Origin of the sequence: Vibrio penaeicida (assembly GCF_030689305.1) — a bacterium.
Lineage (GTDB): Bacteria > Pseudomonadota > Gammaproteobacteria > Enterobacterales > Vibrionaceae > Vibrio > Vibrio penaeicida_B.
In genome coordinates, this window is the sequence record NZ_JAUYVM010000002.1 from 612,092 (window position 1) to 627,028 (window position 14,937).

General features: G+C 45.2%; 13 protein-coding genes. 6 read left to right on the top strand and 7 right to left on the bottom strand.

Annotation, left to right across the window (positions count from 1 at the left end):
• The 5 genes from potA (at window position 1) to Q8W40_RS05860 (ending at window position 5,097) form a co-directional block, all read left to right on the top strand.
• Window positions 1-1,122 (top strand): spermidine/putrescine ABC transporter ATP-binding protein PotA, encoded by a 1,122-nt coding sequence (gene potA, locus Q8W40_RS05840; RefSeq protein ID WP_370693365.1) that lies wholly within the window; start codon window positions 1-3, stop codon window positions 1,120-1,122.
• Window positions 1,106-1,999 (top strand): spermidine/putrescine ABC transporter permease PotB, encoded by an 894-nt coding sequence (gene potB, locus Q8W40_RS05845; RefSeq protein WP_104399770.1) that lies wholly within the window; start codon window positions 1,106-1,108, stop codon window positions 1,997-1,999. The genes potA and potB overlap by 17 nt, the downstream gene beginning before the upstream one ends.
• Complete coding sequence (gene potC / locus Q8W40_RS05850; RefSeq protein ID WP_305396277.1) at window positions 1,999-2,769, top strand: spermidine/putrescine ABC transporter permease PotC; 771 nt, start codon at window positions 1,999-2,001, stop codon at window positions 2,767-2,769. The genes potB and potC overlap by 1 nt, the downstream gene beginning before the upstream one ends.
• A 91-nt stretch (window positions 2,770-2,860) precedes the next feature.
• A complete protein-coding gene (locus Q8W40_RS05855) occupies window positions 2,861-3,895 on the top strand; it encodes an extracellular solute-binding protein (RefSeq protein ID WP_305396278.1) in 1,035 nt (344 codons plus the stop codon).
• 158 nt (window positions 3,896-4,053) lie between these two features.
• Window positions 4,054-5,097, top strand: a complete 1,044-nt coding sequence (locus Q8W40_RS05860) for an extracellular solute-binding protein (RefSeq protein WP_305396279.1) — start codon at window positions 4,054-4,056, stop codon at window positions 5,095-5,097.
• A 108-nt stretch (window positions 5,098-5,205) separates the two neighbouring features.
• Here the strand turns inward: Q8W40_RS05860 and cobB are convergent, their stop codons facing one another.
• A complete protein-coding gene (gene cobB / locus Q8W40_RS05865; protein ID WP_305396280.1) occupies window positions 5,206-5,943 on the bottom strand; it encodes a Sir2 family NAD+-dependent deacetylase in 738 nt (245 codons plus the stop codon).
• A 160-nt stretch (window positions 5,944-6,103) separates the two neighbouring features.
• The gene (locus tag Q8W40_RS05870; protein WP_305396281.1) at window positions 6,104-7,324 is read right to left on the bottom strand and encodes an ammonium transporter; all 1,221 of its coding nucleotides are present in this window, start codon (window positions 7,322-7,324) and stop codon (window positions 6,104-6,106) included.
• A 411-nt stretch (window positions 7,325-7,735) separates the two neighbouring features.
• Here Q8W40_RS05870 and Q8W40_RS05875 point away from each other — a divergent pair, with 411 nt between their 5' ends.
• On the top strand, window positions 7,736-9,448 hold the full coding sequence (locus Q8W40_RS05875; RefSeq protein ID WP_305396282.1) for a sensor histidine kinase: 1,713 nt from the start codon (window positions 7,736-7,738) through the stop codon (window positions 9,446-9,448).
• A gap of 136 nt (window positions 9,449-9,584) precedes the next feature.
• On the opposite strand, the gene Q8W40_RS05880 is transcribed toward Q8W40_RS05875, so the two are convergent.
• Genes Q8W40_RS05880 through Q8W40_RS05900 form a run of 5 tightly spaced genes read right to left on the bottom strand, consistent with a single transcriptional unit; the run spans window position 9,585 to window position 14,928 of the window.
• Window positions 9,585-10,550, bottom strand: a complete 966-nt coding sequence (locus Q8W40_RS05880; protein WP_126607092.1) for a formate dehydrogenase subunit gamma — start codon at window positions 10,548-10,550, stop codon at window positions 9,585-9,587.
• Window positions 10,551-10,559: 9 nt separating this feature from the next.
• On the bottom strand, window positions 10,560-11,168 hold the full coding sequence (gene fdh3B, locus Q8W40_RS05885; protein ID WP_101113830.1) for a formate dehydrogenase FDH3 subunit beta: 609 nt from the start codon (window positions 11,166-11,168) through the stop codon (window positions 10,560-10,562).
• An 11-nt stretch (window positions 11,169-11,179) separates the two neighbouring features.
• Window positions 11,180-14,035, bottom strand: a complete 2,856-nt coding sequence (locus Q8W40_RS05890) for a formate dehydrogenase subunit alpha (protein ID WP_305396283.1) — start codon at window positions 14,033-14,035, stop codon at window positions 11,180-11,182.
• Between the two features lie 11 nt (window positions 14,036-14,046).
• Window positions 14,047-14,241 (bottom strand): transcriptional initiation protein Tat, encoded by a 195-nt coding sequence (locus tag Q8W40_RS05895; RefSeq protein ID WP_101113828.1) that lies wholly within the window; start codon window positions 14,239-14,241, stop codon window positions 14,047-14,049.
• Window positions 14,242-14,298: 57 nt separating this feature from the next.
• Complete coding sequence (locus tag Q8W40_RS05900) at window positions 14,299-14,928, bottom strand: TorD/DmsD family molecular chaperone (RefSeq protein ID WP_305396284.1); 630 nt, start codon at window positions 14,926-14,928, stop codon at window positions 14,299-14,301.
• Between the last annotated feature and the right edge of the window lie 9 nt (window positions 14,929-14,937).

A 14,937-nucleotide genomic window follows, 5' to 3' on the forward strand; every position in this document is an offset into this window, starting at 1 on the left:
ATAGGAGAAATACAGACATTGAAAAAGCCAAATCATGTTGTTCAGCTAGCGTCCATTGAAAAAAGCTTCGATGGTAAAAAAATCATTGATGGATTCAACTTAATCGTGAATCACGGTGAATTCCTGACCATTTTAGGTCCTTCAGGCTGTGGTAAAACAACGGTTCTGAGGATGATTGCAGGTTTTGAAACCTGTGACCAAGGAAGCATCCAAATTGATGATGTGGACGTCACGGTAGTATCTGCCGAACAGCGGCATGTAAATACGGTTTTTCAAAGTTATGCCCTGTTCCCTCATATGACGGTATTTGACAACGTTGCCTTTGGGTTGCGTATGCAGAAAGTGCCAGCTTCGGATATTGAACCAAGAGTTATCGAAGCGTTAAAAATGGTTCGTTTGGATCACATGGCTGCACGCAAACCTCACCAGCTTTCTGGTGGACAGCAGCAACGTATCGCGATTGCGCGTGCAGTAGTAAACAAGCCGAAAGTGCTGCTACTGGACGAGTCTTTGTCTGCATTGGATTACAAACTGCGTAAGCAAATGCAGGTTGAGTTAAAGCAGCTTCAGCGCCAATTGGGTATTACGTTTGTTTTTGTTACTCACGATCAAGAAGAAGCGCTGTCCATGTCTGACCGAATCATCGTGATGAAAGATGGGAAGATTGAACAAGATGGCTCACCACGTGAGATTTACGAAGAGCCAAAAAACCTGTTCGTTGCCAAGTTTATTGGCGAGATCAATGTGTTTGATGCAGAAGTAATCGAGCGTATCGATAGCAAACGCATCAAAGCGACAATAGAGGGTGTTGAGTCCATTGTTTACTACGATGAGGCAGTAGCAACTGGCGATAAACTCCAAGTACTGCTTCGCCCTGAAGACTTAAGACTGGAAGAGATTAAAGAAAGTGAAACCAAGGGCATTGTTGGCCATGTGACCGACCGTACCTACAAAGGTATGACATTGGATTCGGTTGTTGAACTAGAATCGGGCATGCGTGTGATGGTAAGCGAATTCTTCAATGAAGATGATCCAGATGTTGATCATTCATTGGGTCAAAAAGTCGCCGTAACTTGGGTTGAAAGCTGGGAAGTGGTACTGGCAGATGAACAAGACGTTTAATTTTCAAAACTCACTGAAATGGCATAGCGCTTTTAATCTACAAAAAATGATCATCGGTCTGATTGTCGGATGGTTGGTCATTTTTGTGCTGATTCCAAATGTCATGATCATCGGAACCAGCTTTTTAACGCGTGACGAAGCAAACCTTATTGAGATGACGTTCACGCTTGATAACTATGCCCGTTTAGCGGACCCACTCTACTTTAAAGTATTGTGGCATTCGTTCTATATGGCGATTGTCGCCACACTGCTGTGTTTGGTGATTGGATACCCGTTTGCTTACATCGTGGCAAAAATGCCCGAGAAATGGCGTCCGTTTATGCTGTTTTTGGTGATTGTACCATTCTGGACAAATTCACTGATTCGCACTTACGGTTTGAAAATTGTGTTAGGTACGCAAGGCATCTTAAATAAGAGCTTGTTGGCGCTGGATATTATCGATAAACCCATTCGGATAATGTACAGCGAGTCGGCTGTCATGATTGGATTAGTGTATATCTTGCTTCCATTCATGATTTTACCCTTGTATTCGGCCATTGAAAAATTGGATGACACCTACTTGGAAGCGGCAAAAGATCTTGGGGCAAACAAACTGCAAACTTTGCTCAAAGTGGTATTGCCACTCACGATGCCGGGCATCATTGGCGGTTGTTTGTTGGTGTTGTTACCAGCGCTTGGCATGTTCTATATTTCAGACTTGCTGGGAGGCGCAAAAAACTTGCTGATCGGTAATGTCATTAAGAGCCAGGTACTAAATGCTCGTGATTGGCCATTTGGCGCAGCAACCAGCATCGCGCTCACTGTCGCTATGGCGATCATGTTGTACGCCTACTATAGGGCTGGGAAATTGTTGAACAAAAAAGTGGAGCTAAGCTGATGGGCAAGTCAATTAAGTTTAGCTTTATGGCATTAGTGTACGCGTTTTTGTATTTGCCAATCATTGTGCTGATCGTCAATTCCTTCAATGCCAGTAAATTTGGCATGAAATGGGGTGGATTTACTACCAAATGGTACGAGGCGCTTGTTAACAACGACAGCTTAATGCAAGCAGCGTGGCACTCATTAAACGTTGCCGTATTTTCAGCAACCGCAGCCACCATCATTGGTAGCCTGACGGCTGTTGCCCTTTTCCGTTATCGGTTTAAAGGAAAAGGTATGGTGAATGGCTTGTTGTTCATCGTAATGATGTCGCCAGATATTGTGATGGCAATTTCTTTACTAGCACTGTTTTTGGTTTTGGGTGTGCAATTGGGCTTCTTTACCCTTTTCTTTGCTCATATTACCTTCTGTATACCATTTGTGGTGGTGACAGTGTATTCACGTCTCAATGGATTCGATGTGAAAATGTTGGAAGCCGCAAAAGATTTGGGAGCAAGTGAATGGGTTATATTGAAGCAGATCATATTGCCCTTAGCCAAACCGGCAGTTGCAGCGGGTTGGTTGCTTAGCTTTACCTTGTCATTGGATGACGTCATCATCAGCTCATTTGTTACTGGACCGACTTATGAAATCCTGCCATTGAAGATTTACTCAATGGTGAAAGTCGGTATTTCGCCAGAGGTGAACGCATTGGCAACTGTGATGTTGGTGGTATCTCTTGTATTGGTTGTGATTTCACAATTGCTAGCAAGAGAAAAAGTAAAGTAAATTAGTGTGATAACACCAGTTTGTATTTATTCGACAGCGCAGTATAGGACTGCGCTGTTTTCTTATCTCGATTAGTTTGGAGCTAACGTTAATGAAAAAATGGGCTACTTTTTTAGCTGGTAGTGCATGTGCGCTTTCCTTACTGACTCAGTCAGTACAAGCGAACGAAAATGATGAATTGGTATTCATGAACTGGGGGCCGTACATTTCTAGCGACCTCTTAAAGCAGTTTACCGATGAAACGGGTATCAAGGTGATTTACTCAACGTATGAGTCAAACGAAACTTTGTATGCCAAGCTGAAAACACACAATAAAGGTTATGATTTGGTCGTACCTTCAACCTACTTCGTTTCTAAGATGCGAGACGAAGGTATGTTGCAAAAAATCGATAAGTCGAAGCTTTCTAATTTCACCAAGCTTGATACCAATTATCTAAACAAGCCCTACGATCCAAACAACGAATACTCTATTCCTCATGTTGTTGCGATTACGGGTTTAGCGGTGAATACGGACATGTACGATGCAAGTCAGTTTAATAGCTGGGGCGATCTATGGAATTCCGATTTGGACGGTCAACTGATGTTGATGGATGACACTCGTGAAGTGTTCCACATCGCGTTACGCAAATTGGGCTATTCCGGTAACACTACCGATGAAAAACAGATCGATGAAGCGTATGCAGAACTGCAAAAACTCATGCCAAATGTGTTGGTGTTTAACTCAGATAACCCAGCATCCCCTTACCTGTTAGGGGACGTTGGCGTGGGTATGCTTTGGAATGGCTCTGCTGCCGCTGCACAGGCAGAAGGCTTGCCGTTGGAATTGGTGTTCCCAAAAGAAGGCGGTATTGGCTGGGTGGACAATTTTGCAATCTCTTCAGGGGCAACGAATGTCGATGCTGCGCATAAGATGATCGATTTTCTACTTCGCCCTGAAATCGCAGAGCAAATTTCAAAGAATGCGGGTTACTTAACGGCAGTAAAGGAATCCAACGAGAAGTTTAAAGATGTCTCACCACTCTTTCCGTCTCAAGAAGATTTAGATCGCGTGGAATGGCAGGCTGCGGTTGGCGACAAGACAGTGAAGTATGAAGAGTACTTTATGAAGCTTAAAGCTGGTCAATAAAATATCGTTTGAACACGATTTGTAAGGGCAATTTCGATTGCCCTTTTTCATTCGTTAAAAACTGGAGTACAATTCTGCCACTTAACTCTGAGAGTGAGATCCAGATCAAATAAGTTGAGCTGGAAATAATCTCTCCCACTAACAGATAAAGGGAAAAAATGAAAAATTGCTCTAGACTGTTTGCTGGTCTTATCAGTGCTGCATCTATCCTTTCTTTCAACGCTTTTGCTGCAGACGAAGAACTGTACTTCTACAATTGGTCCGAATACATCCCAAGTGAGGTTCTAGAAGACTTTACCAAGGAAACGGGTATCAAAGTTATCTACTCTACCTACGAGTCTAACGAGAGCATGTACGCTAAGTTAAAAACTCAAGGTGCTGGCTACGACTTGGTTGTGCCTTCAACGTATTTTGTTTCCAAAATGCGTAAAGAGAAGATGCTGCAAAAAATCGACAAGCAGAAACTTTCTCACTTTGCAGATCTTGATCCTAACTACCTAGATAAGTCTTTTGACCCAAGTAATGACTACTCTATTCCTTATATTTGGGGCGCGACAGGTATCGGCATCAATTCCGACATGCTAGACAAGTCGAGATTCAAAAACTGGGCAGATTTCTGGGACCCGAAATGGGAAGGCCAGTTGATGATGATGGACGACTCACGTGAAGTGTTCCACATTGCCCTTACCAAGCTGGGTTATTCCGCTAACACAACAAACCCAGACGAAATCAAAGCGGCGTATGAAGAACTGAAAAAACTGATGCCAAATGTTTTGGTATTTAATTCAGATTTCCCTGCTAATCCATACCTAGCAGGTGAAACCTCATTAGGTATGCTTTGGAATGGCTCTGCTTACTTAGCACGCCAAGAAGGCGCGACAATTGATATTGTGTGGCCAGAAAAAGGCACCATCTTCTGGATGGACAGCCTGTCTATTCCTTCTGGCGCTAAGAACGTTGAAGCCGCTCATAAGATGATTGATTTCCTTCTTCGTCCTGAGAATGCTGCGAAAATCGCGGTTGAGATTGGCTACCCTACTCCTGTGAAAACAGCGTATCCGCTTTTGCCTAAAGAGTTTGCAAATGATCCAAGTATTTTCCCACCTCAAGAAGTGATGGAAAAAGGTGAATGGCAAGATGAAGTTGGTGAAGCGAGCACGCTTTACGAAGAGTACTTCCAAAAGCTGAAAGTAAACATGTAATTACCTGAACTTGGGTTTAAGTAACATCACATGAAAAAGCAAAAGCGGGCATTGTCCCGCTTTTTTAGTTCTTGCTACATGAGTAACGATGCCTCAATAAAGAAAACCTTAAGCCTGAGCCCTCATTGCATCTGGAGTACTCAACAATTCTTCTACCAACTTAGGCACCTCTAAGCTTGCTTTTCCGTAGCGCTTTTCTTCGAATTCACTTTCTACCGCGCTCGGCTCTAAGTTAATTTCGATAGTATGTGCACCGTGCATTCTCGCATCATGAATAAAACCAGCGGCTGGGTATACAACACCCGAAGTGCCAATAGAGATAAATAAATCAGCCTCTTCCAACGCCGCGTAGATTTCACCCATTTTCAGCGGCATTTCACCAAACCAAACGATATGAGGACGCACTTGCGAAGGCATTTGACAGCAATGGCATAAATCACCCGCCAATATATCGTCTGAGCAGTCTACAACTTGGTTAGACTCGCTGCAGCGTGCTTTAAGCAACTCACCATGCATGTGAATGATATTTTGCGTTCCACCGCGCTCATGGAGGTTATCAATATTTTGGGTAATCACGGTGACTTTTCCATCCAATAGTTCTTCAAGCTTTCCTAACGCTTGGTGTGCTGCGTTAGGTGCAATGGACGGATCTTGTAGCTTTCTACGTCTTTGGTTATAGAAATCCTGGACGAGCTCAGGATCACGCTGAAAGCCTTCTGGTGTAGCGACGTCTTCAATTTTATGGTTTTCCCACAAACCATCTTGCGCTCGAAACGTTTGAATGCCCGACTCAGCGGATATTCCGGCTCCAGTGAGAATAACAATGTTTCTGTAAGGGAAGTTCATACGACATGCATCCTTGTATTTATCTGTTGTTAACATTAGCACTAAAGACACAGTAGTAGAAAGGGATTAGCGGTAGACCATAGTCGTAAAAAGAGCGACTCAAGTCGCTCTTCTAAAGATTGATACCGTAGTATCATGAGGTAAATATGGGGCAGAAGGTTTAGTCTTCGCTGGTAGAGCTGATCTTATGGATCGCCAAATCCGCACCATTGAATTCGTCTTCTTCAGAAAGTCTGAGCCCAGTAACGAGATTTAATACGCCATAAACCGCAGCGGCACCAGCGACAGCTACTACGATACCAATAACAGTACCCAAGACTTGAACCGTTATGCTCACGCCTCCTAGCCCACCCAGTGCACTCTGACCAAAGATACCGGCAGCAATGCCACCCCAAGCGCCACAAACACCGTGAAGAGGCCACACACCCAATACATCGTCTATTTTGGTTTTGTTTTGTAAGTACGTGAACAAGTAAACAAACACTGCTCCTGCAACACCGCCAGTAATAAGTGCGCCAATCGGATGCATAAGATCAGAGCCAGCACAAACAGCCACCAGCCCAGCTAAGGGACCATTGTGGATGAAGCCTGGGTCATTTCGGCCCGCAACAAGTGCTGTAAGGATGCCCCCTGTCATGGCCATTAAAGAGTTCATTGCAACAAGACCGCTGATTCCATTTAAAGTTTGTGCCGACATAACGTTAAACCCGAACCACCCAACACAAAGGATCCATGCGCCTAACGCCAAGAATGGTATGTTTGAAGGCGCGAAGTTTGTGTGTTTTCCAGCGCGTACACGGCCGTTACGCATTCCCAGAAAAATGACGGCAACTAACGCGATCCACCCGCCAACACCGTGCACTACAACAGATCCAGCGAAATCGTGGAATGCCGCACCAAATGAGGATTCAAACCAGTCTTGCAAACCGTAGTTGCCATTCCAAATGATCCCTTCGAATAATGGGTAAACCAGCCCCACAGTAAAAAACGTAGCAATAAGAACAGGATAGAAACGTGCACGTTCCGCTATGCCACCGGACACGATAGCGGGAATAGCCGCTGCAAAAGTAAGTAAGAAAAAGAATTTGACCAGCTCGTACCCGTTGCCTGCTGAAAGTGTTTCAGCATCAGCAAAGAAATTTGCTCCGTAAGCGACCCAATACCCAATAAAGAAATACGCGATAGCAGAAACACCGAAATCTGCGAGAATTTTCACCAGCGCATTGACTTGGTTTTTCTTACGCACAGTTCCTACTTCGAGAAAGGCGAAGCCAGCATGCATGAGGAAAACCATGATGGCACCAAGTAGAAGAAACAAGGTATCTGAACTTTGAGTGAGTGTGTGAACGGCGCCCTGCACATCCGCAACGGAATTACTCATCTTTAATTACTCCTTTTGTATTTTCTTGCACGCTTCCTGTGCTATTAGTTTTGCATTCCCAATTTTGGGGAATTGAACAAGAGCTAATTACGCAAAGATCGTTCCAAGGCTTGAAAATACAAAGCACAAAACTTAATACTTTGTTATTTAAAGGTTAATTATGTTTATAGTAATTGTGGGGGAATGAAGGATGTCTCACTTGCACTAATATGGTGAGATTGCACTGATTTGGATTTTCCATATTGGTGCAGGTGTTCATGAGCAGGTTCTCACCAAACCACATAAACAGACGCCAATCACACTATTTTGTTTAACCAAAGTAAGAATGGATGTTTTTCCTTTTCTTTTAGGCGCACTGAATCAAGTTGAACTATTCTAAAAAGTAGCCCAACTCTATGAATTTGATAATTTATGCCTATCAAAATTTTAATGTCAGAAACGCTTAAAGAGCCATTTGAAAGGTTGTATAAAAGCAAAGAGATTAGCGCAGAATTTGCGGATCTTAAGCAAGTCGTGCCTTCAATTCGTTCATTTGACCCTGATATTATTGTTCTTCACTGCTCAGACAATTCATTTGATGATATTTATGAGCTAACTCAGTACGTTCGAAATGTTCTAAATAAACTCTCGGCAACGATTTGGGTCGTTTTTGATGAAGATATGAAGCCCAGCACGTCATTGCCATGCATTGACCATGGGTTCAGTCTGAAAAACACGCCAGAGAATGAGCTAAACATGCATTTCGAACGTGCAGTGCAAAGGCATAAAGCCATTAATGACAATCAGGCGAACATAAACAGCCGGCTCACCATGTTACTGCGAGTCGGACGTTCAGACATAACCCATTCCGATGATACGTTGTTCGTCGCTGATATTGTGAGTGCGATTGGTCAGTACTGTAACGCTAAAATATCCTTTCTATTTGATGCACCCGAAAATTCTCAACCACCCAACGTGTATCGGCTGAAGCAAGGCATACTCGCTGAGCTTGATGACTCCTTAAAAGTTATGCTTTCGAAAAACATCCCATTAGATGGAACCTTGCAGCACCCCGTGATAAACAGAGAACCGTCTAACGCAATACAAGACTTATTTAGTGGTGCGGCTTTGCTACTCTTCCCTATTTGCACGTATGGGAAATTAAAGTACACCATTATGTGTATTATCGATAACCAACACCCAGAGCTGATCAACACTGCGAATTTAAAAATACTGGAACAAGTGTCCACCCAGTTGAATTCCAGCTTCGAAAGGCGCTATGCCATCACGGAAACAAGCCATAAATATCAAGAAGCACAGGATTCACTAAGTCACATTCAATCGGATAATGAAGATCAAATCCAATCAGAGAAAATGCATTCCTTAAGCAGTATTGCCGTTGGTCTATTGCACGAAATGAATAACCCCATTAGCTCTACTCTTGGGAATTTCGAGCCTCTAAAACAATACATCGAGTCGATTCTTGCACTTTTAGCCCTCCACAAACAGTTGTTTATTGAACCAAATAATGAACAAAAGCATGAGATTGTCGCGACTTTTTATGAAGAGACGGATATCGCTGAAGTACTGGATGACATACACGCGGTGATTCAAGATTCTGAGGCTGGGTTGTTACGCGTAAAAGACGTACTTCTTAGTTTACGAGTTTTCGCAGACAAAGCGTTGGATGCAAAACTGACTCCCTTTAAGCTCCAGAGCGTCTTTTCTGACAACGACCTCTACATGAAGCCAGAAGGCATTGAAGTGATTAAGCAAATAGATGAATCACTTGTCGTGGTAGGCAACCGTAATATGGTACGCAAAGTCCTTGAGGTAGTGTTTAGGAATGCCATCGAGTCGATCGACAATAAGGGTCCCCAAGACAATGCGAAAATTGAGGTGACAACTTCGTCTGATAACCAGTTTGTTCGGTTGTCGATAAAAGATAACGGCACGGGCATCGATGAAGAAACCCTGACCAAAGTATTCGACCCTTTCTACACCAACAACGGAAAGAAGAATGCATCAGGGCTAGGATTAACGATCGCGCAATTTGTAATGCAAAAATTACACGGCTCTATACGAATCGAGTCGGAACAGAATGAATTCACAAACGTGACGCTGAAAATCCCCAAAGCCCAGTGATGTTCAGTTAAGTCTTAAGTAGCTTTGCTTGGCGTAGTAAATTTGAACGATTTGACATGGAAAGCAGCATGCATCAAAAAAAACAAACGGCCCTAATTTAGGACCGTTTTTTAAGTGGGAACGCGCAAGCCAAATATTAGCTTTCACCTTCTTGTTTCTTCACCTTTTTATACCAGATGTTGTGGTGCTGTTTTGCCCATGTTTCATCAACATAGCCTGTCTTCATGCCTTCTAGTGCCCCTTCTGTTCCGACAGTACCGATGTAAATATGCCCTAATGAAGCTGCTATCAGCCCTAGAGACGATATGGCGTGAAGCACATTAACGATCTGCATGAGTTCGCGAGTTTGGTTGAACATTGGGAAATCCATGATTAACCCTGTCACACAAACGGTCACGCCTGCCGTAGCAAGCAACCAAAACCATATCTTTTCACCGCCGTTACAAAAATCGGCCTCAGGGTGCTTACCATTAGGCAGAATGCCTCCACCTTGCCTAAACCATTCAAGATCGACTTTGTTGAAGAGGTTGTTTTTCATCCATTTGATGAGCATGCCAACCAAACCAAATACAAATAGTGGTCCTAAATAGTTGTGCGAAATCTTCGCCGCGCTAATGATAAATCCCCAAACACTAGACGACACAACGGGCATCATAATGTACTTTCCGTACATCAGCATAAGCCCAGATAACGCCAAAATGAGAAACAATGAAGCGGTATACCAATGCAGCGCACGCTCAAAAGGTGTCCAGCGCAGTACTTTGTTGCCAGTCCGTTCCTTAGACAGTTTGATTTGCCCCGCCCAGAGATAGAAGGCCAGCAGTGCACCAAACGCACCTAAGATCATGTAGCCGCCAATGGGAGTTATCCATTTATTTCTTATTTCACGCCACAGTTGCCCAGTCGTATTGATGAGCATACCGTGTTCCAATCCCTTGGATGTGGTGTACCCTTCTTCGCCATCTTTTACTTGTCGCCAGTAATCGGCACCCGCCAATTGGGCTATTTCTCTTTCCGCGTTGGCGGATTCGTCAGCAAATATAGGGTTGCTGACGAACACCAGAAACAACGCAAAAGTAGCGATCAATATGCGATGTAACATTATGCCTCTCTAACTTTTGGTCGCGTCAAATGCCAAATCTTCACCATTAGTCCAGCCCGCGCCTCTTCCGCCGCGTTCAACCATTCTCTGACGGAAAATGTCCGAAACGGTATTTGCATCGCCAGCCAACAAGGCTTTCGTCGAGCAAAGCTCTGCACACATTGGCAATTTCCCTTCAGCAACGCGGTTTGCACCGTATTTTGCACGCTCCTCCGTTGAGCCATTTTCTGTCTCAGGACCGCCAGCACAGAAGGTGCATTTGTCCATTTTCCCGCGCTCGCCAAATGCCGACGTACTAGGGAATTGTGGTGCACCAAACGGGCAGGCAAACAGACAATAGCCGCAACCAATACAAAGATCTTTATTGTGTAGAACAATGCCATCTTCGGTTTGGCTGAAGCAATCTGTAGGGCACACCGCCATACAAGGTGCATCAGTACAGTGCATACACGCGACAGAAATGGAGTTTTCACCGGATTGCCCATCGTTCAATGTGACAACACGGCGGCGTTGAATGCCCCATTCAAGGGCATCATCGTTTTCATTTTTACAGGCGGTGACACAACCATTACATTCAATACAACGCTTGGTGTCACATAGGAATTTCATCTTAGCCATTTTATGACTCCTTACGCTTTACTGATGTTGCAGAGAGTCACCTTACTCTCCTGCATTTGAGTAACGGGATCATAACCGTAGGTGGTCGCGGTATTCGCTGCTTCACCCACAACATATGGATCCGTGCCTTCAGGGTACTTATCGCGTAGGTCCTTACCCTGGAACTTGCCACCAAAGTGGAAAGGAACAAACGCCATACCTGGTTTCACTCTGCGCGTAACCATGGCTTTCACGTGAATTCTTCCTTTCTCGGCGCCTTCTACCCAAACCATATCGCCATCTCTGAACCCTAAGTCGTTCGCGTCTTTCGGATTCACCTCAACAAACATTTCTTGTTGAAGTTCAGCTAGCCAAGGGTTTGAACGTGTTTCCTCGCCACCTCCTTCGTATTCAACCAAACGCCCAGACGTAAGGATGATTGGGTACTCCGCGGACTTATCTTGGTCCTGAATGGATTTGTACATCGTCGGCAAGCGATAGATGGATTCTTTGTCGTCCCACGTTGGGTAGTCGGCAACCAAATCACGGCGCGGCGTGTAAAGGGGTTCTCTATGCAGTGGCACTCTATCCGGGAAAGTCCAAACGACGGCGCGTGCCTTCGCGTTACCAAAAGGAATACACCCATGGCTTATTGCGACTCTTTGAATGCCCCCAGAAAGATCGGTTTTCCAGTTTTTTCCTTCCGCTGCGGCTTTTTCCGCTTCGGTAAGATCATTCCACCAACCTAGAGACTTCAGTAGTTTGTCGCTGAATTCTGGGAACCCATCTTCCAGTTCACAGCCTTTCGAGTAACTGTCTTCTGCGAGCAGATTTTTGCCCTCAAATTCCACTCCGAATCGAGCGCGGAAATTACCCCCACCTTCAGCCACGGGTTTGGATGTGTTGTAAAGGATGTGAGTGCCAGGGTGTTTCATTTCTGGTGTTCCCCAACAAGGCCAAGGTAGCCCGTAGGTTTCACCATGAGATGGTCCCCCTTCTGCTTCTAGCGATGTTTTATGGAAGGTGTGCCAGTTTTTCTGGTGATCTTTCAAACGCTCAGGGCTTTGTCCTGTATAGCCTATCGTCCACATTCCACGGTTGATCTCACGGGTGATGTCCTCCACCAAAGGTTCGTTCTTATTCACTTTGATGTTTTTGAACAGCTGATCAGAAAAGCCGAGCTTTTTAGAAAGCAGATACATAATTTCGTGATCGGGTTTCGATTCAAACAACGGCTCAACCACTTTGTCTCGCCATTGCAAGGATCGGTTCGACGCCGTTACGCTGCCATAGGTTTCGAATTGTGTGGTGGCAGGCAACAAGTAGATACCGTCTTTACGATCATTCATTACAGCAGCAACGGTTGGATACGGATCGACAATCACCATCATGTCCAACTGTTCCATCGCTTTCTTCATTTCAACACCACGAGTTTGGGAGTTTACGGCGTGCCCCCAATAGAACATGGCGCGAATGTTGTCTTTCTGCTCGATGGCGTCTTTGTTTTCTAACACGCCATCTATCCAACGAGAAACAGGGATACCCATGTTGTTCATTGGCTTTTTACCGCGGTATTCGTCTTGATCGAAGCGTTTTTGTACCCACTCGTAATCCACATCCCACACTTTCGACCAGTGTTTCCAAGCGCCATTCGACAGCCCGTAATACCCAGGTAGCGTATGAGAAAGGACGCCTAAGTCTGTCGCGCCTTGTACGTTATCGTGACCGCGGAAGATATTCGCTCCACCGCCACTCTTACCGATGTTGCCCAACGCCAATTCAAGCACGCAGTAAGCACGAGTATTGTTGTTACCTGTAGTGTGTTGAGTTCCGCCCATACACCATACAACGCAACCGGGCCTGTTCTCTGAAAGGAGCTTGGCTGTTTTGTAGACTTCTTTTTCACTTACGCCAGCAACGCGCTCAACTTCTTCCGGTGTCCAGCGAGCGACTTCTTTCTTGATTTCGTCCATGCCAAAAACGCGCTGGCGAATGAACTCTTTGTCTTCCCAATTGTTTTTGAATACATGCCATAAAATGCCCCAAATGAATGCGACATCGGAGCCTGGACGAAGGGATACGTAATGATCGGATTTAGCTGCGGTACGCGTGCGGCGAGGATCCGCAACCACGATCTTACAGTTGTTCTTTTCTTTTGCGATGAGAATATGCTGCATCGCAACGGGGTGTGCTTCCGCTGGGTTAGACCCAATAAACAACATGGACTTGCAATTATGCATGTCGTTAAAGGAGTTGGTCATCGCGCCGTAACCCCAAGTGTTCGCTACGCCAGCTACCGTGGTGGAGTGGCAAATACGCGCTTGGTGGTCGACGTTATTGGTTCCCCACAAAGAAGCCATCTTACGGAACATGTAAGCCTGTTCGTTGCTGTGTTTTGCACTGCCTAGGAAGTAAACAGAATCAGGGCCTGACTCCTTGCGAATTTCGAGCGTTTTATTGCCAATTTCTTCGATGGCATCTTCCCAGCTCATTTGCTTCCATTTACCGCCTTCTAACTTCATTGGGTATTTGAGGCGTCTTTCCCCATGTCCGTGTTCACGCAGAGCAGCACCTTTGGCGCAGTGCCCACCCGCATTAAATGGGTGATCAAACGCAGGTTCTTGCCCTGTCCACACGCCATTTTGTACCTCGGCGTAAATGCCGCAGCCTACAGAACAGTGTGAACAGATGGTGCGCTTAATTTCGGTGGGTACCTTTGAGGCGACGGTTTTTGCGTTTGCCTTGCGCATCATCCCCGGCGCAAACATAGAAGCGCCGACGGCGGCTCCCCCTGCTGCCAGTGTCGAGTTCTTCATAAAAGAACGACGGCTCAATCCGATTTGGCTTTCTTCCTTGTTTACGCTATCGGAACGCTTGGTAAGTTTCATTCCATTGCTCCTTATAGGGTGTCGTAGTAATCACGGATATGTTGAGTTTCTTTATATCCAGTGGTTGTTTCTTCCACCTCTGGCTTAGCTTCGTTTGCTGAAGCGGCCGTAGATGTCCCTGCGGCAAGCGTGCCGGCTACTGCTGCCGTACTTAATCCCTTAAGCAGATCTCGGCGGCGTGTATCGATGGCTTGTTTATCTTTCATAGGGTGCTCCATGATTCAGTGCCCATTGAGTGGATGCTCTGCATCTCTAGTTATCATCTAGGCTTCTCGGACAGGTACTCGCGCAAAGCGAACCTGCTCGATAAGCAAGAATTGGTGTAATACGGTTGCCATAGCGGCGTAAAAACGGGCGCTTTCTGCTTTCCGAATTTGCCTAGCTAATGATTCAAACCAAGGTTGAATATGGCGGTTAAAAAACGCGTTTTGCTCCGTTTCAGAATCCAGTAAGGACATGACTTCACACAGTGCAGCAAAATGGTCTTCCGGTTCTTTCGTTTCGTCGTTTCGAGTGAACCCCATTCGCATGAGATCTTGCCGAATCGCTGCAAGTGGTTTTTCCATTAACGAACCGGTTAAGTGCCACGAGGCAAAAGGCATTACTTCACCTCGCCCAATTCCTATAAACAGATCTTGGTATTCCTGTTGAATATCTTCGCGGGTATACAAACCAGCTGTGTTTCTTAAGTTGTTCCATGCTGTCGCCATTTGGCTATCAGCATGCTCGCTGACTTCGAGCTCTTTTATCCAATCCAGCACGTCTTGGCTGGGTGCAGCACGAAACACAGTGGCAAGTAGCGCATAGATATCAGAACGCATTGAGGTTTGAGAATGCGCTGGTTCTTGTGAGTGGTCTGATACTTGAGGTTGGACTGGGTGAGTGTCGTTCATTCGCTTCCC

What these genes read in the sequence shown, in the direction of transcription:
- fdh3B (WP_101113830.1), bottom strand. Translation starts at nt 11,168, where the DNA reads ATGGCTAAGATGAAATTCCTATGTGACACCAAGCGTTGTATTGAATGT.
- Q8W40_RS05880 (WP_126607092.1), bottom strand. Translation starts at nt 10,550, where the DNA reads ATGTTACATCGCATATTGATCGCTACTTTTGCGTTGTTTCTGGTGTTC.
- Q8W40_RS05875 (WP_305396282.1), top strand. Translation starts at nt 7,736, where the DNA reads ATGCCTATCAAAATTTTAATGTCAGAAACGCTTAAAGAGCCATTTGAA.
- Q8W40_RS05890 (WP_305396283.1), bottom strand. Translation starts at nt 14,035, where the DNA reads ATGAAACTTACCAAGCGTTCCGATAGCGTAAACAAGGAAGAAAGCCAA.
- potC (WP_305396277.1), top strand. Translation starts at nt 1,999, where the DNA reads ATGGGCAAGTCAATTAAGTTTAGCTTTATGGCATTAGTGTACGCGTTT.
- Q8W40_RS05860 (WP_305396279.1), top strand. Translation starts at nt 4,054, where the DNA reads ATGAAAAATTGCTCTAGACTGTTTGCTGGTCTTATCAGTGCTGCATCT.
- Q8W40_RS05895 (WP_101113828.1), bottom strand. Translation starts at nt 14,241, where the DNA reads ATGAAAGATAAACAAGCCATCGATACACGCCGCCGAGATCTGCTTAAG.
- Q8W40_RS05855 (WP_305396278.1), top strand. Translation starts at nt 2,861, where the DNA reads ATGAAAAAATGGGCTACTTTTTTAGCTGGTAGTGCATGTGCGCTTTCC.
- Q8W40_RS05900 (WP_305396284.1), bottom strand. Translation starts at nt 14,928, where the DNA reads ATGAACGACACTCACCCAGTCCAACCTCAAGTATCAGACCACTCACAA.
- Q8W40_RS05870 (WP_305396281.1), bottom strand. Translation starts at nt 7,324, where the DNA reads ATGAGTAATTCCGTTGCGGATGTGCAGGGCGCCGTTCACACACTCACT.
- cobB (WP_305396280.1), bottom strand. Translation starts at nt 5,943, where the DNA reads ATGAACTTCCCTTACAGAAACATTGTTATTCTCACTGGAGCCGGAATA.
- potB (WP_104399770.1), top strand. Translation starts at nt 1,106, where the DNA reads ATGAACAAGACGTTTAATTTTCAAAACTCACTGAAATGGCATAGCGCT.